Origin of the sequence: Pseudomonas sp. B28(2017) (genome assembly GCF_002113025.1) — a bacterium.
Taxonomy (GTDB): Bacteria; Pseudomonadota; Gammaproteobacteria; order Pseudomonadales; family Pseudomonadaceae; genus Aquipseudomonas.
The window spans coordinates 647,879-669,306 of record NZ_NEJH01000002.1 but is presented as its reverse complement, the minus strand read 5'-3'; the positions used below and the strand labels follow the sequence as shown (position 1 = coordinate 669,306).

Annotated in this window: 16 protein-coding genes and 1 pseudogene; 10 read left to right on the top strand and 7 right to left on the bottom strand. The window is 58.9% G+C overall.

Annotated elements, in window-relative coordinates:
- Nucleotides 1-78: 78 nt before the first annotated feature.
- The 10 genes and pseudogenes from CAF65_RS07850 to tadA all read left to right on the top strand — a co-directional run.
- Nucleotides 79-446: pseudogene (locus CAF65_RS07850) on the top strand (Arm DNA-binding domain-containing protein); the annotation flags it as partial.
- Complete coding sequence (locus CAF65_RS07845; RefSeq protein ID WP_371919001.1) at nucleotides 418-570, top strand: hypothetical protein; 153 nt, start codon at nucleotides 418-420, stop codon at nucleotides 568-570. The pseudogene CAF65_RS07850 and the gene CAF65_RS07845, both read left to right, overlap by 29 nt.
- 48 nt (nucleotides 571-618) lie before the next feature.
- Complete coding sequence (locus CAF65_RS07840; RefSeq protein WP_085715783.1) at nucleotides 619-1,458, top strand: HNH endonuclease; 840 nt, start codon at nucleotides 619-621, stop codon at nucleotides 1,456-1,458.
- 38 nt (nucleotides 1,459-1,496) lie between these two features.
- Nucleotides 1,497-1,721 carry a hypothetical protein gene (locus tag CAF65_RS07835; RefSeq protein ID WP_085715782.1) on the top strand — a complete coding sequence of 75 codons (225 nt, stop codon included), beginning with the start codon at nucleotides 1,497-1,499 and terminating at the stop codon, nucleotides 1,719-1,721.
- Nucleotides 1,718-4,393 carry a TrlF family AAA-like ATPase gene (locus tag CAF65_RS07830; RefSeq protein ID WP_085715781.1) on the top strand — a complete coding sequence of 892 codons (2,676 nt, stop codon included), beginning with the start codon at nucleotides 1,718-1,720 and terminating at the stop codon, nucleotides 4,391-4,393. The genes CAF65_RS07835 and CAF65_RS07830 overlap by 4 nt, the downstream gene beginning before the upstream one ends.
- A complete protein-coding gene (locus CAF65_RS07825; protein WP_085715780.1) occupies nucleotides 4,375-5,544 on the top strand; it encodes an RNA-binding domain-containing protein in 1,170 nt (389 codons plus the stop codon). The genes CAF65_RS07830 and CAF65_RS07825 overlap by 19 nt, the downstream gene beginning before the upstream one ends.
- Before the next feature lie 382 nt (nucleotides 5,545-5,926).
- The gene (locus CAF65_RS07820; protein WP_085715779.1) at nucleotides 5,927-7,663 is read left to right on the top strand and encodes a hypothetical protein; all 1,737 of its coding nucleotides are present in this window, start codon (nucleotides 5,927-5,929) and stop codon (nucleotides 7,661-7,663) included.
- 4 nt (nucleotides 7,664-7,667) lie between these two features.
- A complete protein-coding gene (locus tag CAF65_RS07815; RefSeq protein WP_085715778.1) occupies nucleotides 7,668-9,014 on the top strand; it encodes a hypothetical protein in 1,347 nt (448 codons plus the stop codon).
- A gap of 321 nt (nucleotides 9,015-9,335) precedes the next feature.
- Entirely contained in the window at nucleotides 9,336-10,712 is a 1,377-nt protein-coding gene (locus tag CAF65_RS07810; RefSeq protein ID WP_085716010.1) for a multicopper oxidase family protein, read from the top strand.
- Nucleotides 10,712-11,209 carry a tRNA adenosine(34) deaminase TadA gene (gene tadA / locus CAF65_RS07805; RefSeq protein ID WP_085715777.1) on the top strand — a complete coding sequence of 166 codons (498 nt, stop codon included), beginning with the start codon at nucleotides 10,712-10,714 and terminating at the stop codon, nucleotides 11,207-11,209. Before CAF65_RS07810 ends, tadA begins: the two co-directional genes overlap by 1 nt.
- 64 nt (nucleotides 11,210-11,273) lie before the next feature.
- On the opposite strand, the gene cmoB is transcribed toward tadA, so the two are convergent.
- The 7 genes from cmoB to CAF65_RS07770 all read right to left on the bottom strand — a co-directional run bounded on the left by cmoB (nucleotide 11,274) and on the right by CAF65_RS07770 (nucleotide 21,123).
- Nucleotides 11,274-12,230: a tRNA 5-methoxyuridine(34)/uridine 5-oxyacetic acid(34) synthase CmoB gene (cmoB, locus tag CAF65_RS07800; RefSeq protein WP_085715776.1), complete on the bottom strand. Its 957-nt coding sequence runs from the start codon at nucleotides 12,228-12,230 to the stop codon at nucleotides 11,274-11,276.
- Nucleotides 12,227-13,006: a carboxy-S-adenosyl-L-methionine synthase CmoA gene (gene cmoA, locus CAF65_RS07795; protein ID WP_178076674.1), complete on the bottom strand. Its 780-nt coding sequence runs from the start codon at nucleotides 13,004-13,006 to the stop codon at nucleotides 12,227-12,229. The genes cmoB and cmoA overlap by 4 nt, the downstream gene beginning before the upstream one ends.
- 151 nt (nucleotides 13,007-13,157) lie before the next feature.
- Entirely contained in the window at nucleotides 13,158-13,793 is a 636-nt protein-coding gene (locus CAF65_RS07790; protein ID WP_085715774.1) for a lysoplasmalogenase, read from the bottom strand.
- A gap of 2 nt (nucleotides 13,794-13,795) precedes the next feature.
- On the bottom strand, nucleotides 13,796-14,188 hold the full coding sequence (locus CAF65_RS07785) for a protease inhibitor I42 family protein (protein ID WP_008016732.1): 393 nt from the start codon (nucleotides 14,186-14,188) through the stop codon (nucleotides 13,796-13,798).
- Between the two features lie 216 nt (nucleotides 14,189-14,404).
- A complete protein-coding gene (gene lon, locus CAF65_RS07780; protein WP_085715773.1) occupies nucleotides 14,405-16,822 on the bottom strand; it encodes an endopeptidase La in 2,418 nt (805 codons plus the stop codon).
- Nucleotides 16,823-17,138: 316 nt separating this feature from the next.
- Nucleotides 17,139-19,550, bottom strand: a complete 2,412-nt coding sequence (locus CAF65_RS07775; protein WP_085715772.1) for a glucose/quinate/shikimate family membrane-bound PQQ-dependent dehydrogenase — start codon at nucleotides 19,548-19,550, stop codon at nucleotides 17,139-17,141.
- Between the two features lie 190 nt (nucleotides 19,551-19,740).
- The gene (locus CAF65_RS07770) at nucleotides 19,741-21,123 is read right to left on the bottom strand and encodes a carbohydrate porin (protein WP_085715771.1); all 1,383 of its coding nucleotides are present in this window, start codon (nucleotides 21,121-21,123) and stop codon (nucleotides 19,741-19,743) included.
- Nucleotides 21,124-21,428 lie beyond the last annotated feature (305 nt).

The window sequence follows — 21,428 nt, the reverse complement described above, 5'->3', positions numbered from 1 at the left end:
CCCGGTTTTATTGGGTTTCCTTGCGGTTTTGGGTGCGTTTCTGAGCATGGTATTCTTTGAACGGAATCCGCGAGCCCCATGCTGACCGATACCAAGCTGCGTAATCTCAAACCGAAAGAAAAACTCTACAAAGTGAATGACCGAGACGGACTCTACGTGGCCGTCACGGCTGCGGGGTCAATCTCGTTTCGCTATAACTACTCCATCAACGGCCGACAGGAGACGATCACGTTTGGTCGCTATGGCGTAGGTGGTATCACTCTCGCGGAGGCGCGAGAGCGGCTTGGTGAGGCCAAAAAAATGGTTGCGGCTGGCAAGGTCACCTACCAAGGAGAAAGCCCGAGACAAGGCTCGTAGTAAGGGCGCGGAAACGTTTGATGCCTGGGCGGAGAAATGGCCTACAAGGATGGCGACCGTGTGAGCAACGACGACAGCAAAGAGAAGCGCCTGATTGGTGAGCTATGGGCCAAAAAATCAGCGGAGAAAGGTCTGTATCTGATGGCTCAAAAGAAGGACGAGCAAGGCCGTGGTGTTCGTGAGCAGTTGCTTGCGGTCATTGGGATGTCTTGACCTTGACGCCCGGCCACTGAGCCGGGCTTTTCATTGTAAGGAGCAGTGATGGAGCTGGTGGTAAACGAGGAGCAGGTAGCAGAGAACCTTGCTGAGCTTGAGCGTGCGAGAGTGTCAGCAGATGGGGATAGGAAGATCCACCAAGACCTCATTAAAAAAGGGACATGTTATCTGCCATACCTTACAGATGCCGGTATTGCGTTCGCCCCATCTCGGTTCATCGGCTACGTTGGCAACACGATTCAAATCCACGGATTGAACAGGGAGAAGCATGGAAGTGAAACCAACCTCGCGCTGAACAAAATTTACGGCTCGTATCCCGTTCAGAACGAGAGTCTACAGCTCGCTTTCGAAAGTTTCTGTGTTTCTATTGGGGTAGCCCCCAGCCGGAAAGGTAGCTTTGGTGTCAACCGCAAATATTGGGCAACTGACGATGTGGCTGAGGTCATCGCTAAGGGCCAAGAGCAGCAAGTGATGAGTGATGCGATGCTCACTGAGACGCAGAAAAGTCAGATCATCCTTGCTCGGGTTGGGCAGGGCGCTTTTCGTAAGAAACTGATCAAGCACTGGGGCGAATGCTCTGCTACTGGCTGCTCACAGATCGACATCCTCAAAGCCTCACACATCAAACCGTGGAGCGAGTCAAACAACTCCGAGCGGTTGGACGTTTACAACGGTCTTCTGTTGAGCCCGAACGTCGATGCCTTGTTTGACAAGGGTTACGTGTCCTTTGACGATGAAGGGAAAATCCTGATTTCGTCTTACGTTTCCGAGAGGGATCGTGAGATCTTAAACTGCTCAGCTGAGCTGAGTATCAAGCTGTCACCTCAACACCTCAAATACCTTGCTTGGCATAGGGAGCATTTGTACTGGGGAGAGGAAAATTGAATTTTGGTTTTCTGAGTCCGAAACGAGGCGAGCATACTATGAAGGACATAGCGCACGACCTGGTAATGGTGGAGGTGCTGCGCGCCGATCCCCTCTATACGAAAGCGCTGCTCGACGAAGTTCTGCGCGGCGGAGATTGTGATGAGCTAGCTATCTTGCTGCGGCAAATTCAGCCCTTGGATAGTGGGATTTTTGTCGACGATGCCGAGCCACTCGTAGTGGCCAGCGGTCGCAGGGGCGTCAGAAAATTAGGAGGATCATGATGGATAGTCTACCACTCACGCGATTTGGGAATCGAACCGTTGTCTTTACAGAAGGTGCTGAGTGGGTTCGCGCGGACTTTCATCTGCATACTCGAGCAGACCGCGAATTTAAGTTCACGGGCGATGAGAACTTCTACAACAGCAGTTATGTAGATGCGTTGGAGAAAGCAGGTATCCGGCTTGGTGTTATCACCAACCATAACAAGTTCGACTTTGAAGAGTTTAAGGCGCTACGCAAGACGGCCTTGAAGAAGGGAATTTCACTTCTTCCTGGCGTTGAGTTGTCGGTCAATGATGGGGCTAATGGAATTCATACGTTGGTCGTATTTTCCGAAGACTGGTTGGCTGATGGGCATGATCATATCAATCCATTTTTGGGTGTCGCTTTTGAAGGAAAAATTCCTGCGCAGTATGAACAGGAAAACGGGCGCTCCTCTCTCTCACTGTTAGAAACCATCAAGAAGCTGGAAAGCTATCACCGCGACTTTTTCCTCGTCTTTGCACATGTCGAAGCGCCGAGCGGACTTTGGGCTGAGCTGGACGGAGGGCGTCTATCCGAGCTTGGTCAGAACGAATTCTTCCGCCGCCGTGCACTTGGTTTCCAAAAGGTTCGCACTTACAACAAGCTGCAAGAAAAAAACAAACCCTGTCGGAGCAAAGTCCAGCAGCATCTGGGGGACTGGTACCCAGCTGAACTCGAAGGCTGCGATGCCAAGTGCATAGAGGATATCGGCCAAGGTAAAGCTTGCTTCCTAAAATTGGGGGAGCTGTCATTTGAGGCTGTTAAATTTGCTTTGAGCGATCCCGTTGCGCGGGTGGCTTTAGATCCACCCAAGCATCAGGCATCGCACATTCGCAGTATTCATTTCGACGGCGGCATCTTTGACGGCCAGACGCTGCATTTTTCTTCCGAACTTAATACGTTGATCGGCATTCGGGGTAGTGGAAAGTCATCCATCCTAGAGGCCGTACGCTATGCCCTCGACATTCCAAGGGGCGAAAAGGCGCAGGACACCAAGTATAAGGATGAGTTGATCCGTCATACCCTCGGCAGTGGTGGCAAGGTGACACTGACGGCCTGTGACGTGTATGGGCAGGAGTTCACCGTTTCTCGCATCTTCCGTGAAGCACCTAACGTCTACTTGGGCGGCAAATTGCAGCCAGGCGTTTCGATACGGGAGACTGTACTGCGCCGCCCGATCTACTTTGGCCAGAAGGACCTTTCCAGCACCGGCGAAGGTTTCGAGACTGATCTGGTGGAAAAGTTGGTTGGCGAGAAACTGCGTGTGCAGCGTGAAGAGCTAGAGGCCCAACGCCAGCGTGTGCGCGAGGCTGCTCAGCGCTGGCTTAAGATCAGTAATACGGCCGAACTCAAGCGTGACTTCGAGACCCAACTCAACGATGCTAATTTCCGTCTGACTAAGTACGAGGAGCACGGCGTTGCCGACAAACTCCAAAAGCGCCTTGGCTTTCAACAGGATGCTGCAGCACTGACGCGACTGAAGGAGCGGGCAGACAGTTTCATCCTCGCGTTGGGCAGCCTGATCTCTGAGCATGAGGACGAGTTGCGAAATGCGACAAGTTATGTGTCCAAGCAGAACGCGGATTTTTTCGCGGCCTACTTTGTTGAATTCTCCAATCTCATTACTAAGGTCGATCAGCTCAAGCAGATCGAGCAAGAGGCTCGCGCCATTACGGATCGTCTCAGGGCTAAACAGGGCGAATTTGAGGGTGCAAGTAGAAATCTTCAGGAAGAGTTCGCACAAATCGAACGCCATCTGGCTCAGGAACTCAAGCAAACCGGCATGTCTGCCATCCAGCCAGACGATTTCCTAGCCCAGCAGCAGCGTAAAACCAAAGCGGAGCAAATGCTTCAAGCGCTAGCTAAGCAGGAATCACAGCAGACTAGCATCCGAGATGCTCTGTTTGCCGAGATCGACAGGCTTAACGAGCTTTGGCTGCATGAATTCAACACCATCAAGGTGGAGCTGGATCGCGTGAACGCTGGCCATACTGCCTTGCAGATTGAAGCTGATTTCAAGGGCGATAAGGAAGCTGCTATCAACTTCATGCAGCAACTCTTCAAGGGCAGCAACATCCGCGAAACCACGCTACGCGCAGTGATGGAGGATTACGTCGATTTCGGGGGGCTTCTCCGTGCTTTGCCGAATGCTTTGGCCAAGGCGGGTAGTACCCCAGGTGCTTTCGAAAAGACCTTCATGCAGAACCTTGTCGAGTTCGTCACCTGGCAGGTTCCCAACCGTTTCGTTATACGCTATCGCGGCAAGGAGCTGAGACACCATTCACTTGGACAGCGGGCCTCAGCGCTGCTGTTATACGTGCTCAGCCAACGACAGAACGATGTAATTATCATCGACCAGCCAGAAGACGATTTGGACAACCAGACTATCTACGATGACGTGATCAAGCTGCTACGTGAGATGAAGCCCCTCGCCCAGTTCATCTTCGCTACCCACAACGCCAACTTTCCAGTGCTGGGAGATGCGGAGCAGGTGCACGCCTGCCAGTACGAGGATGAAAGGGTTCGCGTTGAAAGCGGTAGTATAGACGCCCGCCCGGTGCAGGACGCCATCATCAACATAATGGAAGGGGGCCAGGAAGCCTTCAACCGTCGCAAAGAGGTCTACAACCTATGGAAACCACAGAGCTGATCGACTTGCTCAGCCGGGGTGAGGACAGCCGACAGCAGTTTAAGGCGGATATGACAAATGCAGCCGGCTTGGCTGCAGAGATCGTGGCCTTCAGCAATACTGCTGGCGGACGAATCTTCATTGGCGTTAACGACGACAGTTCGGTACGTGGTCTTTCTGGGGATGACGTTGCCCGGCTCAACCAACTGATCGCGAACGCTGCCTCTCAGGTTGTGCGTCCCGCCGTAAACCCGCTCACGGAAAACGTACCACACCCAAATGGCACGGTCATGGTGGTCTCCATTCCGGAGGGCGTCAATAAGCCGTATATGGACAACAACGGCGTGATCTGGGTGAAGAGCGGTTCAGACAAGCGCCGTGCAACCTCGCGCGAGGAGCTGCAGCGGTTGTTTCAACAGGCGGGTTTGGTGCATGCGGATGAAACGCCCGTGATGGGCTTGAGTGCTGGCGATGTGGACATGCCCTATTTCGCAGAGTTCTTTGAGCAGCAATTCGGCGAGCCGCTTGCCCAACATAGTCAGCCGCTGCCGCAGTTGCTCAGCAATATGAACCTAATGAACCAAGGGCAGCTCAATGTGGCAGGTAGCCTGCTGTTCGCTAGGGCTCCGCAATACACGCTCCCTGCTTTTATCGTTAAGGCTGTAGCTTTTGTCGGCACGCAGATCGAGGACGAGCGGTACATCGACAGCCGCGATATTAGCGGAAAGCTGGCTGATGTCTTCCAGCAGACCTTAGGCTTTATCGTTGCAAACACCCGCGCCACTCAGGGCGAGCAAGGATTCAACTCTCAGGGTCAGCCTGAGATTCCCCGCATCGTTTGGGAGGAGCTGGTCGCCAACGCGCTCATCCACCGCGACTACTTCATCAGCGCTCCAGTGAGAGTGCTGGTCTTTGCGGATCGCGTCGAGATCATCAGCCCGGGCCACTTGCCTAACAACCTGACTATCGAGAACATCAAGGCAGGCAACTCCAATATGCGCAATCCCATCCTAGCCTCTTTTGCGGCCAAGCTCCTTCCTTACCGTGGGCTAGGCAGTGGTCTTTTGCGTGTAATTCGGGCCTGGCCTCAGATCGAGTTTGTCGAGGACCGGGCCGGCAATTTGTTCAAGGTCGTTGTGGCACGTGCCAGCGTTCAGCAGGCGGAGGGGTAGATTGACCTTAGGGTAGAGCACGCTGGGTAATCGTATTGGACATGGTATTTTTATGGTTTTTAATTTTTCGATTTCTTGAATATCTTGAATTCACTGATAAAAATCTATCTGTTGATAATAGAGTGGGAATGAGGGTGGTTGAACTGCCTATGTGAGTCAATGGCTTAGAGGAGGGCTGTCGATGATCGTGAATACGATATCGATTGCGGCTTCCAAAACTCTAAGCCGTTGAATTCTTTAGGGTGAACGGCAGCGCCTGCGGCTAGAGGGGCAAATTCGGCACAGGTCTGAATGAGTTCATCTACTCTACCCAAACCAGATGATGCGCACGCAGTACAACGCATAAAGTCTGTGAGTAGCTTTTTCGCAAGAGGACGCTTCCATGACTGTTCTGCAATCCGTGCGTAAACTTACCGTCATCGCCAAGGATCCTGGTCTGCGCCTGGGCGACAACGGACCCATAGTGTTCGCGCAGGTCGACGTGCCCGCCGAGATCCTGGCTTGGGGCCCCACTGGCTACAGGATCAAGGTGGTCGACTACAACGCGACCGAGCGGCGCGCCTACGCCAATCGCCAATGCTATCAAGACGTCAATGTCTTGCTCGATCCCTTCGCGCCGCAGGACGGCGAAACACTGCACGACAAGGCCTACCAGGCCCGCCTGCTCGCGAATCCCAATTTCCATGCCCAGAACTGCTATGCGATCGCGATGCGCACGCTGGGTCTGTTCGAGCGCGCGCTCGGTCGCCGCGTCCGCTGGTCGTTCGGCGGCCATCAGCTGCACATTGCGCCACATGCCTTTGCGCTGGCCAACGCCTTTTATTCAGAGCCTGACAGGGCGCTGATGTTTGGCTACTTCTTCGACGACAAGATGCAGCCGGTCTTCACCGCGCTCAGCCACGACGTCATTGCACATGAGACGACGCATGCGGTATTGGACGGCCTGCGCACGTGCTACACGGAACCGTCTGGTCCCGACCAGGCCGCCTTCCATGAAGGCTTCGCCGACATCGTTGCGATCCTCTCGATCTTCTCGCTGCCCGAAGTGGTCGCAGCGGGTCTGGGCTTCAATGACAAACTGCCGGGCCTCGGCGAGCCGATGCAGCTGATCCCTGCCGAGAAGGTGACGGGCGATGCCATACGATCGTCGATCCTGCTCGGCATTGCTGCACAGATCGGCGCCATTGCCGATGGTGGACGCGAGGCTCTGCGCCAATCAGTCAAGATCGCGCCTGATCCGGACATTCTCAACGCCTGCGAAATGCTGGAGCCGCACCGACGAGGGGAAGTCCTCGTGGCAGCGATGATGCGCGCCTTCGTCGAACTATGGACCGAACGCATCGCCCAGCTCGGCACATTCGAAGGTGGTGGCTACAACCTCAAGTCTGTTGTCGAGGAAGGAGCCAAGGCCGCTGCGCAGTTGTTGCAGATGTCGATCCGTGCGATCGACTACTGTCCACCGACCGATCTCGATTTTGGCCAGTTCCTGGCCGGGCTGCTCACGGCGGATCGCGAGCTGGTGCCGGATGACAGCCGGTTCGGTTATCGCTCGCAGATCAGGAATTCCTTCGAGGCTTATGGCATCGCCCCGCCCTGCGGACAAACTGACGCCGACGGATGCTGGTCGCGTTTTTCGACGCCGGATGAGCTGCAGTATTCGCGCAGCAATGCCGAAGCGCTGACGCGTGACCCTGATGAATGCTTTCGCTTCCTTTGGGAAAACCGCGAGTCACTCGGCATCACCGATCGGGGCTATACGCAAGTGCAGTCGATCGACTCGGCCGTGCGTGTCGATCCCGACGGCATTCCGTTCAGGGAAACGATTTGTCAGTACGTCCAGATCGGGCATTTCTTCGGATCCGAGCTGATGTCGGAGTGCGGCATCAAACCCTTGCCCGAGGGCTTCACGACCCGCACGCGGGCCGATCTCTTCGGCGGTGGTGTCGTCGTCTTCGACCAGTACGGTCGCGTCAAGTACCACATCTGCAATGGCCTGCTCGATGGCGCGCGGCAAGTACGGCGCCTCGAGTACCTGCGCGATACAGGGCAACTGCACATGCCACGCGAAGAGGCGCGCATGCGCTTCTCGAACATGCATCTGGCGCGCATGGAGGATTGACACCATGGTCACTACCGCTCACGCCGCAGAACCGCAACCCGTCAAGGCGACAATTCGTGCCTACCAGGTCGGATTCGGCGACTGCTTTCTTCTGCGCTTCGACTACAGCGACGGCAGCGCCAGGCACATCCTGATCGATTTCGGCAGCACCGGCATGCCGAAAAACGATCCGAAGGCGGACATGAAGCACGTGGCCGACGACATCGCGCAGCAATGTGGCGGCAAGCTCGACATCGTGGTCGCCACCCACCGGCATGCCGATCACATCAGCGGGTTCGCGACGTCCGACAATGGTGATGGTCCTGGTGATGTGATCCGGGCACTGAAGCCTGATCGCGTGCTGCAGCCATGGACCGAGGCGCCCGAAGCACCTGAGAACTGGGCGGGCCCGACTGATGCGGCAGCGGCGAAGAAGGCGTTTGACACGCGTGTTGCCTCGCTCGAAAGCATGCATGCCATCGCCGAATCGGTGGTGCGGCGTCTTGACAGCGAGAAGGGCTTCAACGCCCAGTGGCCGTTCGCCGACCGCCTGCGCTTTCTCGGCGAGGACAACATCAAGAACCTCTCCGCGGTAAAGAACCTGATGACCATGGCCGGTGATGAGACACGCAACGTCTATCTGTTTCACGGCTGTGATGTCGCTCTCGATGAAGTCCTGCCGAACATCAAGGTGCACGTGTTGGGCCCCCCGACATTGCAGCAGTCGAAGTCGATCAAAAAGTATGCGAAAGCCTCGAGCGATTACTGGTTACGTGCGAATCCCCTGGTGGCTCTCGGTGCGGATGGCGAACTGGCTACGCAGTCGAACAGCAAGCTGTTCCCACAGTTATCGGAAGAAGAAATGTTTCGCAAGACGCGCCTGCCAAGCGAGATGCGCTGGGTCGCGGAACGGGTCGACAACGCGGAAGCTGATCAGTTGCTCGGGATCGTCACGGCGCTGGATGACGCCATGAACAATACGAGCCTGATCCTTTTGTTCGAAGCGGGAACCAGGAAGCTGTTGTTTCCCGGTGATGCGCAACTGGAGAACTGGAACTACGCGCTCCAATCGGATATGGCGGAACTGCTCGACGACGTCGATTTCTACAAGGTCGGACATCACGGCAGCCTGAACGCAACGCCCAAGGCGATGTGGAACCGCTTCAACAAACGCAACGAGGAACAGACACCCGATCGCCTCAAGACCGTGATGTCAACGATGGCGGGCAAGCATGGTGGCAAGAAAGGTGCACCGACTGAAGTGCCGCGCATACCACTGGTGGACGAACTGAAGGCCCAATCGGAGCTTCACAACACGCAGGACCTGAAAGCCGGCGATCTTTGCGAGATCATCGTGATCGACCTGAGATGAAGAAAACCATTGAGTGGGAAGGATCCCGCGCCAGCCTTGATGGCCTGAGCGCTGCAACATCAAAAGCCGTGTGAAACCCGATTTCGCATGGCTTTTTTGCACGCGCTACGGCGATTTCGACCAGCCGGCCAGGGTTACGCCCATTTGCGATTCGATTTCGGGTAAGGACAGGGCTGTACCGCGTCCCGATTTAGCCTGTATGTCCGATGCCGCCCTGCGTCCATCCGCCGCGCAGCCCTTACTGTTTCTCAACCGCAGGTGTATCGTATTCGCCTTTTGCGGGCCGTGGGCCTGTTGCTGATTCGTGAGGTAGTTGAGTTCATGTCGTTTACCCGTCGCCAAATACTCGGTGGTCTGGCCGGTCTTGTTGTCGTTGGCGTGGGAGCCGGTGGTGCGTCGCGCTACTGGCTGGGCAAGATGGCCGACGCAGATGCCGGTCACGACTATGAACTGATCGCCGCACCGCTGGACGTCGAGCTGGTGCCCGGGCACAAGACTGAGGCCTGGGCGTTCGGCCCGTCGGCACCGGGCACCGAGTTGCGCGTGCGTCAGGGCGAATGGCTACGGGTGCGTTTCATCAATCATTTGCCGGTCGCCACCACCATCCACTGGCACGGCATCCGCCTGCCATTGGAAATGGACGGCGTGCCCTACGTCTCGCAGTTGCCGGTGCTGCCGGGTGAATATTTCGATTACAAATTCCGTGTGCCCGACGCCGGTAGCTACTGGTATCACCCCCACGTGAACAGCAGCGAAGAGCTTGGCCGTGGGTTGGTCGGGCCGCTGATCATCGAAGAGCGCGAGCCGACCGGATTCAAATACGAAAAAACCTTGAGTCTCAAGAGTTGGCATGTCGACGACGAGGGCAATTTCGTCGAGTTCAGCATTCCTCGCGAAGCGGCCCGTGGTGGCACGGCGGGGCGACTGGCGACCATCAATGGCATCCCGCAAGCGGTGATCGAGTTACCCGCCGGGCAGATCACCCGTGTACGCCTGCTCAACCTCGATAACACTCTGACCTATCGACTGAACATTCCCGGCGTCGAAGCGCAGATCTACGCTCTGGACGGCAACCCCATCGAGCCGCGCCCGCTGGGCAAGGAATACTGGCTCGGTCCCGGCATGCGCATTTGCCTGGCGATCAAGGCGCCACCGGCTGGTGAGGAGTTGTCCCTGCGCAATGGTCCGGTTCGTCTGGCTACCTTGCGCTCGGTGGCCAATAGCGACGCGCCGACCGACTGGCCGCCGGCACTGCCCGCCAACCCGATCGCCGAGCCGGACCTGGCCAATGCCGAGAAACTCAACTTCAATTTCGAATGGGTGGGCTCGGTGTCGGTCAATGTCGACAACGGCAAGCCGCCAAGCCTGTGGCAGATCAACGGCAAGGCCTGGGACATCACTGACAAGACCTGCGCCGAGCGCCCGATTGCCAAGCTTGAGAAGGGCAAGAGCTACATCTTCGAATTGAAAAACATGACTCAGTATCAGCACCCGATCCACCTGCACGGCATGAGCTTCAAGGTCATCGCCTCGAACCGGCACAAAATCATTCCGTACTTCACCGATACCTACTTGCTGGGCAAGAACGAGCGCGCCCAGGTGGCGCTGGTGGCGGATAACCCTGGCGTGTGGATGTTCCACTGCCACGTGATCGACCACATGGAAACCGGCCTGATGGCCGCGATCGAGGTGGCGTGATGCGTCAGATTCGACCCGCCGCCATTATCGACCGCAGCCGTGATCGGGATTTCATGCGTGAAGCCCTGGCACTGGCCGCGCAAGGTGCCGCACTCGGCGAAGTGCCGGTGGGCGCAGTGCTGGTGCAGGACGGTGAAATCATCGGTCGCGGCTTCAATTGCCCGATCAGTGGCAGCGACCCGAGCGCCCACGCCGAGATGATCGCCATCCGCGCTGCCGCCCAGGCCGTGAGCAACTATCGCCTGCCCGGCAGCACGCTGTATGTGACCCTGGAGCCGTGCAGCATGTGCGCAGGCTTGATCGTGCACTCGCGGATTGCGCGGGTGGTATACGGCGCGCTGGAGCCGAAAGCCGGGATTGTGCAAAGCCAGGGGCAGTTTTTTACCCAGGGCTTCTTGAATCACCGGGTGCTGTATGAGGGCGGGGTGTTGGCGGAGGAGTGCGGGGCGGTGCTGAGCGAGTTCTTCAAGGCCCGGCGAGCCAAACCCTCAGACTGAACACCAACCCCCTGTAGGAGCGAGCAGGCTCGCTCCTACAGGGGGATCTCCATTGTCTGGAGACTTATTTGCGAGCGACGATGACGGCGCGCATCGGCGCCGGCAGTCCTTCAATGGTCTTGCTGTGATCTTCCGGATCAAGGAAGTCACTCAGCGACTGATACTTCATCCACTCCGTCCCGCGCTGTTCCTCGACCGTGGTGGTGCTCACATCCACGCATTTCACATCCGTGAACCCGGCGCGACGCAGCCACAATTCCAGAGCCGGCACCGATGGCAGGAACCACACGTTGCGCATCTGCGCGTAACGGTCTTCCGGCACCAGTACCTGATGTTTATCGCCTTCGACCACCAGGGTTTCCAGCACCAGCTCACCGCCCTTGACCAGGCAATCCTTCAGCGCCAGCAAATGTTCGATTGGGGAGCGACGGTGATAGAACACGCCCATCGAGAACACGGTGTCGAAGCCTTCGAGGTTCGGTGGCAGGTCTTCGAACGGGAAGGGCAGGTGCCAGGCGTTCGGCTGTGACAGGTAACGTTGCATGGCCTGGAACTGGCAGAAGAACAGCCAGTTCGGGTCGACGCCGATCACGCTGTCTGCACCGGCGCCAAGCATGCGCCACATGTAATAGCCGTTGCCGCAGCCGACATCGAGGATGCGCTTACCTTTCAGATCCAGATGCGGGGCGACCCGTGACCACTTCCAATCCGAGCGCCATTCGGTATCGACGTGCACGCCGAACAGGTCGAACGGTCCCTTGCGCCATGGCGACAGGCCCATCAACGCGGTGCGCATTTGCTCGCGGGTTGCGTCATCGCAATCGGTGTCCAGCCTCAAGCCATTGAGCAAATCAACTTCACTTGGCTGGATCTGCGGCAGGGCGTCCAGCGCGCTTTGCCAGCGCTCCAGGTCGCCATGACCTTTTTCCATTTTCTTGTCGAGTTGCGCTTGCAGGGTGTTGGCCCAGTCGGCCAACGGTGTTCCGGCCAGACGGCGGGCGAGGGGGGACAGATCAATCATGGCAAGGCAATCAACGAGGCAAAGTTAAGACACTGGAACCACGGCACGACTTTCGAGAACCCGGCGGCCAGCAGGCGTTCGCGGTGTTCTTCGAGGCTGTCGGGCTTCATGACGTTTTCGATGGCGCTGCGCTTCTGGGCGATTTCCAGCTCGCTGTAGCCGTTGGCGCGTTTGAAGGCGATGTGCAGGTCTGTCAGCAGCGCATGTTCTTCGGGGTCGTTGAAGCGCAGTTTTTCCGAGAGGATCAGCGCGCCACCGGGCAGCAGCGATTGGCGGATGCGACTCAGTAACGCGGTACGCTGGTCGGGGGCGATGAATTGCAGGGTGAAGTTCAGTGCCACCACCGAGGCGGGCTGAAATGGCAGGGCGAGGATGTCGCCTTCGATCACCTCGACCGGCAGCAACTCCTGAAACATCGAATCCTGCCCGTTGAGGTATTCGCGGCAGCGTTCGACCATCGCCGCCGAATTATCCACAGCGATCACTCGGCAACCGTCGGTGCGCACGTGACGGCGCAGGGCCTGGGTCACGGCACCCAGCGACGAGCCCAGGTCGTAAAGCACGCTGCCCGGCTGGGCGAACTGCGCGGCGAGCACGCCGAGGTTTTCAACGATGGTCGGATAGCCCGGCACCGAGCGCTTGATCATGTCCGGGAACACCCGCACCACGTCCTCGTTAAAGGCGAAGTCAGGCACCTGGGCCAGAGGCTGGGCGAAAAGGCGATCGGGTTCTTTGCTCACGGCGGTTCCAGCGGTGTAGATGGAAAAGGCCGGCATTTTAGCCAAGTTGGCGCGCCGATGCGCGGGTTGTCTGATAAACCGGCGGGCAGGTCCGTATTCTCGTTGTCAGTGAGATAGCTTTCGCGAGCAGGCTCGCTCCCACAGGTTCAGCGCAGTACCTGTAGGAGCGAGCCTGCTCGCGAAGAATTCAGCGCGGTTTTGTGCCAAACGCCGACGCGGTGATCCCCCATTGCCCCAGCCAATAGCTGAGGATGATCACGTAAGGCGCCGCATCGAACGGCACCACGAAACGGCTGATGCCAATCACACTGTCGGAAAACACAAACGCCACCGCACCGGCTGCCGCCAGCAGTGCCGAACGCTTGGGCACGTCAGTGCCGAGCCGCGCGAGGGCGCGCCAGAGCATGGCGCTGATCGCCGTGCCATAGACAATCACGGGCACCAGCAATGGGCCGAGACCGTTGGAAATCAGAATTCCCAGCAGGACGGCACCGACGCCGAGGGCCAGCACCAGTGGCAGCAACGCCAGCCGCCGGCAATCGCTTAAATACGCTTTCAGATAGGCCAGGTGGGCGACCAGAAACGCGCCGAGGCCGAACACGAACAAGTCCCCCGGCCACGCCAGCAACACGTCGCCGAGCAGGGAGAAGATCAAGCCCAGGCTGATCCAGCGCCGATATTCGCCAGGCGGTGCGTCATGCAGCCAGCCGAGCAGGGCCAACACCGGCAGTGGTTTGACCAGCAGGCACAGGAGAGAGGCATGCACGCTCAGGCCGTAAAGAAAGGTCACCGCGCCCATCAGTGCCAGAATCAGCCAGCCCATGGTCAGTTAACCGAGATCGCGCAGTCGAAGGATTCCACCGGCAGCACTTCCGGTGCCCACGGCTGTTGTGAGGTCAGGCGCAAACGCCCGGTGCCGGTCGCAAACGCCTGAAAGCGCCAGGTCGAGACCCCGGCCGCGCCGACGATGCCGGCATCTTCCGGGTTTCGATAAACCTCTGGCCCCAGAGCGTGCAAGACGCCGCCAGCCGAATCCTGGATCGCCCAGCGATAGCCCGTGGTCGGATTGCTCGGCAGAGTCAGGATCAGGTTCTGCCCGTTGGTGAGTTTCACCGGACATTCGCTTTGTTTTTCCACGGTCACGTTTTGTTTCGGTTGCGTGGCGCACGCGGCCAGCAAGGCGAGGGCGAGGGGGACAAGCAGGCGAATGGGGGACATGAGGTCAGTGGCTCCGGCGTTCACGACGAACGGCGAGCATAACCGAGATGAGACAAAGTGTGACAGCTGTGGGAGTTGGTGTTGTGAGTACTGACGTCTTCGCGAGCAGGCTCGCTCCCACAGGGATTTTTGCTGAACACTCAGTTTGTGTTCTACACATTCCACTGTGGGAGCGAGCCTGCTCGCGAAAGCGGTAGTGCAGGCGCTACATCACTGTCAGAACAACACCTTTGCCACATCCGCAAACCGCTTGGCGAAATGCACGGTTATGCCTTCCTTCAGATACTCCGGCAGTTCCTCGAAGTTGCCCCGGTTCGCCTCCGGCAGAATCAGCTCGAAAATCTTCTGCCGCCGTGCCGCAATGACTTTTTCCCGCACGCCGCCAATCGGCAGCACATGCCCGGTCAACGTCAGTTCGCCGGTCATGGCCACGCCTTTTTTCGGCGGTTGGTTGCGTGCCAGCGATAGCAGGGCGCTGGCCATGGTCACGCCGGCGCTCGGGCCGTCCTTCGGCGTAGCGCCTTCCGGCACGTGCAGGTGGACGAAGGCTTCATCGAAGAACTTCGGATCGCCGCCATACGACTTCAGGTGTGAGCTGACGTAACTGTAGGCGATCTCCGCCGACTCTTTCATCACGTCACCCAACTGCCCGGTGAGCTTGAACCCACGATTGAGCGTGTGGATGCGCGTGGCTTCGATCGGCAGGGTCGCACCGCCCATGCTGGTCCAGGCCAGCCCGGTGATCACACCGACACCCGCCAGCACCTGCTCGTTGCGGAACACCGGTTTGCCGAGAGAGGCCTCCAGGTCTTTCGGCCCGATCTTGATCACGGCTTGCGGCTCGTCGAGCAGTTTCATCACCGCTTTGCGCACCAGTTTGCCCAGGTTTTTTTCCAGCTGGCGCACGCCGGCTTCACGGGCATAACCGTCGACTAACGCCTTGAGCGCGCTGTCGCTGATACTCAGGCTGGCCTTGGACACACCGGCTTTCTCAAGCTGCTTGGGCCACAGGTGACGTTTGGCGATGGCGACTTTTTCTTCGGTGATGTAACCCGACAGGCGGATCACTTCCATCCGGTCCAGCAGCGGGCCGGGGATCGAATCGAGGGTGTTGGCAGTACACACGAACAACACTTTCGACAGGTCCATCCGCAGATCGAGGTAGTGGTCGAGGAATTCGACGTTCTGCTCCGGATCGAGGGTTTCCAGCAGTGCCGAGGCTGGGTCACCCTGGTAGCTCTGGCCCATCTTGTCGATCTCGTCGAGCATGATCACCGGGTTCATCACTTCGACGTCTTTCAACGCCTGGACCAGTTTGCCCGGCTGCGCGCCGATGTAGGTGCGGCGGTGGCCCTTGATCTCGGCTTCATCGCGCATGCCGCCGAGGCTGAAGCGATAGAACGGCCGGCCCAGGGATTCGGCGATGGATTTGCCGACGCTGGTCTTGCCCACGCCCGGCGGACCGACCAGCAATACGATGGAACCGCTGATCTCGCCTTTGTAGGCCCCGACCGCGAGGAATTCGAGGATGCGGTCCTTGATGTCGTCGAGGCCGGCGTGATGTTTGTCCAGCACCTTGCGCGCGTGCCTGAGGTCGAGTTTGTCCTCGCCGTACACGCCCCACGGCACTGAGGTCGCCCAGTCGAGGTAATTGCGGGTGACCGCATACTCGGGCGAGCCGGTTTCCAGCACCGACAGCTTGGTCATCTCTTCTTCGATGCGCTTTTGCGCTTGTGGCGACAGCACCTTGCCTGTCAGCCGTTGCTCGAACTGTTCGAGGTCGGCGCTACGGTCGTCCTTGGTCAGGCCCAGTTCCTGCTGGATGACCTTGAGTTGTTCCTTGAGGAAAAACTCGCGCTGATGTTCACCGATCTTGCGGTTAACTTCGGCGGAAATCTCTTTTTGCAGGCGCGCAACCTCGACTTCCTTGCGCAGCATCGGCAGGACTTTTTCCATGCGCTTGAGCATGGGCACACAGTCGAGCACTTCCTGCAGTTCGCTACCGGTGGCCGAGGTCAGCGCGGCGGCGAAATCGGTCAGCGGCGACGGATCGTTGGGGCTGAAGCGGTTGAGGTAGTTCTTCAGCTCTTCGCTGTACAGCGGGTTGAGCGGCAGCAGTTCCTTGATCGCATTGATCAGCGCCATGCCGTAGGCCTTCACCTCGTCGGTCGGCTCGGTGGGCTGGTGCGGGTATTCGACTTCCACCAGGTATGGTGGGCGGTGATGCTTGAGCCAGGTCTTCAGGCGCACACGGGTCAGACCCTGGGCGACGAACTGCAGCTTGCCGTTTTCACGGCTGGCGTGGTGCACCTTGACCAGGGTGCCGTAGAGCGGCAGGGTCGAGGTGTCAAAGTGGCGCGTGTCCTCTTGGGGCGTGTCCATGTAGAACAGGGCCAGGGAGTTGTGTCCGGACTTGGCCACCAGGTCGAGCGTCTCGGCCCATGGCTCTTCGTTGACGATGACCGGCAGCACCTGGGCCGGGAAAAACGGTCGGTTGTGGATCGGAATGATGTAGACCTTGTCCGGCAGGTTCTGGCCGGGCAGGGCCAGGCCTTTGCCGGTGGTGGGATGCGGTGCGTTTTCCGGGTCTGCGTATTCGCTCGGGTTTTCGGGGAATGCTTGCTGGTCGCTCATGGGGGCACCTGCGCAATGGGTATGGGTCTTAGATGGGGCAGGTTGGCGGTGGTTTCAACGGTCATTTTCTGCGAAGCGCTGTTTCGAAGGCGTGTTCAGCAGAGAGACAGGTTAGCTGGATTTCGGCACGACACGTTCAACTGTGGGAGCGAGCCTGCTCGCGAAAGCGATGTATCAGGCACATTTACATCGCCTGGGATGGCCTCTTCGCGAGCAGGCTCGCTCCACAGGGGGACGGGGGTGTTTTGAAATCTGCGGCCACAAAAAAAGGCGACGTCCTCACGGGCGTCGCCTTTGTTTTGACTGCCGCTAAAGCTTATTCCGACAGTTTGTACGCAATCACATAGTCACCCATTTTGGTGCCCAGTGAGCCGTGTCCACCGACGACCAGCAGCACGTACTGCTTGCCGTCCTTGCCGGTATAGGTCATCGGCGTAGCCTGGCCGCCGGCCGGCAGGCGCGATTTCCAAAGCTCTTTGCCGCTGTTCACATCATAGGCGCGCAGGTACTGGTCCAGGGTACCGCTGAGGAAGCCGACGCCGCCGGCGGTGACGATCGATCCGCCCATGCTCGGTACGCCGAGGTTCATGCCGACAGGAATTGGCGAGCTGTCGCGGCTGGTGCCGTTCTTGCGCTTCCACACGACTTTGCCGCTGGTCAGGTCGATGCCGGCCACGTAGCCCCAGGCCGGAGCCTGGCACGGTACGCCGAACGGCGACATGAACGGGTGCATGATCACCGCGTAAGGTGCGCCCGTGTTAGGTTGCACGCCCGCTGTTTCGCTCTCGCGCTTGCTGCCGGCCGCGACTTCGGCGCGAGGCACCATTTTCGAGACGAAGGCCATGTAGTTCGGGCTGGTGAACAGCATCTGGCGAACCGGGTCGACCGAAACGCCGCCCCAGTTGAAGACGCCAACGTTACCCGGGTAGATCAGGCTGCCCTGTTCCGACGGCGGGGTGTACTGACCTTCGTAACGCAGTTCCTTGAACTGGATGCGGCACAGCATCTGGTCAAACGGGCTGGCGCCCCACATGGCTTTTTCGGTCAGTTCCGGGGCCAGCAGGTTCAGGTCCGAACGGGCCTGGGTCGGGGCGGTGTGGTCGCCTTTCACGGCGCCTTGCGGAACCGGGATTTCCTTGATCGGAATGATCGGCGTGCCGTCACGACGGTCGAGGACATACAGGCTGCCCTGTTTGGTCGGGGCGATCAGCGCAGGTTTCACGCCGTCGGCGGTTTTCATGTCGAGCAGGGTTGGCTGGCTGCCGACGTCCATGTCCCACAGGTCGTGGTGGGTGAACTGGTAGTTCCAGCGTACCTTGCCGGTAGCGAGGTCCAGGGCGACCAGGCCGGCGCTGAATTTCTCGGCGCCTGGAGTGCGGTCAGCACCCCACTGGTCCGGGGTCTGGTTGCCCAGTGGCAGATAGACCATGCCGAGTTTTTCGTCGACGCTGGCCAGCGACCACATGTTCGCCGAGTTGCGGCTGTAGGTCTGGCCCGGGGCCAACGGTTCGGTGGCGTCCGGGTTGTTGCTGTCCCAGTTCCATACCAGATGACCGTCGCGCACGTCGTAGGCGCGGATCACGCCGGACGGCTCGTTGGTCGATTCGTTGTCGGTGACGTGACCGCCCATGATCACCAGATCACGGGTGATCGCCGCTGGCGAGGTGGAGTAGTAGCCGCCGGCGGTGAACGGGCCGATGCCTTGAGTCAGGTCAACCACGCCGTTGGTGCCGAAGCCTTCGCAGATCTTGCCGGTGTCGGCGTTGAGTGCGATCAGGCGTGCATCGGCGGTTGGCAGGTACAGGCGACGCGGGCAAGCCTGGGCAACGGCTTTGCCGGCCTCGGAGATGACGGCAGACGCAGTGGTTTCAGACTTGGCGTAAGCGGCTTCGTCGTAGTACGACACGCCACGGCAGGTCATGTGGGCGAAGCCCTTGAAGCCCACGGGGCTCTTGATCTGCGGGTCGAAACGCCATAGTTCCTTGCCGGTGTCCGGGTCCAGCGCCAGCACCTTGCTATGGGCGGTGCAGGCATAGAGCATGCCGTTGGCCTTGAGCGGGGTGTTTTCGTTGGTCAGTTCCACCGGGTCATCGGCGGTTGGCAGATCGCCGGTCTGGATACGCCAGGCTTCCTGCAGCTTGCCGACGTTACCCGGGGTGATCTGCTTGAGTGGCGAATAGCGGTCACCGAATTCGCTGCGGCCATAGGCCTGCCAGTCTCCGTCAGGCATTTGTGGCGCTGTGCTGGTCATGTCAGCCGAGTCACGACCCAACTCGCCGAAGGTCTCGCCCGGATGGGTGAACTGGCTGGCCACGGCGGTGACACCGGCCAGGACCACGGCCACGCTCAAGGCGCCAGTGCCCATGGGGGCCGGGCCGTTGATCAGCAATGGGCGACGGAACCACGGCAGCAGCATCACCACGCCGAGGGCGAACCACAGCGCCAGGCGCGGCACCAGTTGCCACCAGTCCAGGCCAACCTCCCACAGGGCCCACAGGGTGCTGGCGAACAGCACCAGGGCGTACAGGCCCAGCGCAGCGCGGCGAGCGGCGATCAGCAATACGCCGCTCAGCGCCAGGCCGATACCGGCCAGCAGGTAGTACAGCGAGCCGCCGAGCATGCTCAGCTTGATCCCCCCGGCCAGCATGGCCAGGCCCATCAGTAGAAGCAGTATGCCGAGCAGGGTCGGCAATAGACGGCTTCGACCCAAGGCACCATCAGTGCTCATAGTGTGATTCTCCGTGACGTTTCAAGTAGTCCCGCGCAAGTTCACTGTAGATGACTATCCTGAGCGGGCATGTTGTAGGAGCGAGTTTGCTCGCGAAAAACCTGAGAACGACGCGGGCATTCAGATTCGCAGCGTTATCATTCACGACCTTCGCGAGCAAGCTCGCTCCTACAGGGTTTTGTGGTGTGGGTTAGAACGACGACTGGATCTTGATCCCGCCGATCAGCGCGTCATCGACCTGGTCCACGCCGCCGGGGTGGCGGATGTATTGCAGGTTCGGGCGCACGGTCAGCCAGTGGGTGACGTGCACGCCGTAATAGAGTTCGGCGCTGTATTCGGTGTCCTGCGGTGGCAGGAAAGCCGGGTCGTCGAAGTCGAAAGCTGCATGGGCCTGGTTGGTCGCCTCGGCGTTTTTGCGGAAGGCCGGGTTGACGTGCACGCGGGCCATGGCGAAACCGATGTCGTCTTTGGCTCGGGCATCGAACGGGCCTTTGTAGACAAGGCCGGCCTGGACGTAGTTGTCGATGGCGTTGGTTTTCTTGTCGTGCATCGTGCCGTTGGCGAACAGACTAAGGCCGCGCGAGTGGTCGCTGGCGAGGCTGGTGACTTGTTGTTGAAGGCCCAGCCACACGCCGTGTTTGCTTGAGGCGCTGCGGTAGGCCTCGCCGCTCAGGGCGGCCGGTTGGCCGTTGCTGTCCTTGTAGACGTCGGTGGCGTTGGCACTGCTGTAGTAGTAACCAGCGCGATATTCACCCGGCAGGCCGTTGAGCTTCGGCGTCCACACCAGCTCCACCGGCAGGACCGCGCCCTGGGTTCCGCTGCCGCTGAGCTTGAAGCCATTGCCGCGGTCCAGGTTCGACGAGTTTTGCTCATATGCGCCAACCTGCGCGTACAACTCGGGCGTCAGGTGATATTTGACCCGCATCGCCCACTGGCTGACCGGCCAGTTGTACCAGATGTCGCCCGCCCAGTTACCGACCTGGGAGCCGCAGAACGCCAGGTTCTGGAAGTCGCAGGGGAAGCTGTTGAAGTCTTCGCCTTCACCGAAGCGGCCGACCTTGATGTCGAGTTTCTGATCGAAGAACTTCTGCTGATACCACATCTGCGTCAGGCGCCAGGTCTGGCCACGTCCCCAGACTTCCTGGGCCGAGGTGAAGCCACCGACGCGCGGATCATTGATGCGGTCGTTGCTGATGTTGTTGCCGCTGCGTTCGGTAATGGTCAGCTGAAATTCGGCATCGTCCCAGCCGAGGATCTTCTGCAAGTCCAGATGGGTGCCCAGGCCGAACTGATCGCTGTAGCGCGCGGTGCGGTCGTGGTCGTGGCCACCGTGCAGGTTGCTGCCCATCTCGCCGGTGTAATCGACTTTGAAGTCGTAGCCTTTTTCCGCAAGTTCAGTGCGAGCGCCGTTCCAGTCGCCGAGCATCCACGGTGAGTCGCTATCGAATGCCGGAGCGGCCTGGGCACAGGTGGCGAGGCCGAACGCGGTGAATCCGCCGATCAGGTTGAGGACATTGTGGCAAGAGACAGCCTTAAAGACAGCGCTGTCTTTCGAGAATTGAAAATCAGGCATAGAGAAGAAATTCTTGATCTTTTCTGGGGGATGAGCGGAAGAAGTGGTTGGCGGAAGCGTTTCAGCTAAAGCGTATGCAAGGATAATGTTCTGTTAAAAATAGAGAAAGGGCTTTTAGTGACATGCATCGTTTCAATTTTGGTAACAGTGTTCTCCTGTAGGAGTGAGCTCGCGATGGTCGTGAACGATAACGCGCAAAACCGGATGCTTAGTGGCGCCCTCAGGTTTTTCGCGAGCAAGCTCGCTCCTACAGGATCCCGGGATCACCTACATTTAACAGACCGCTTCCCCCCAACGAAGCCCTC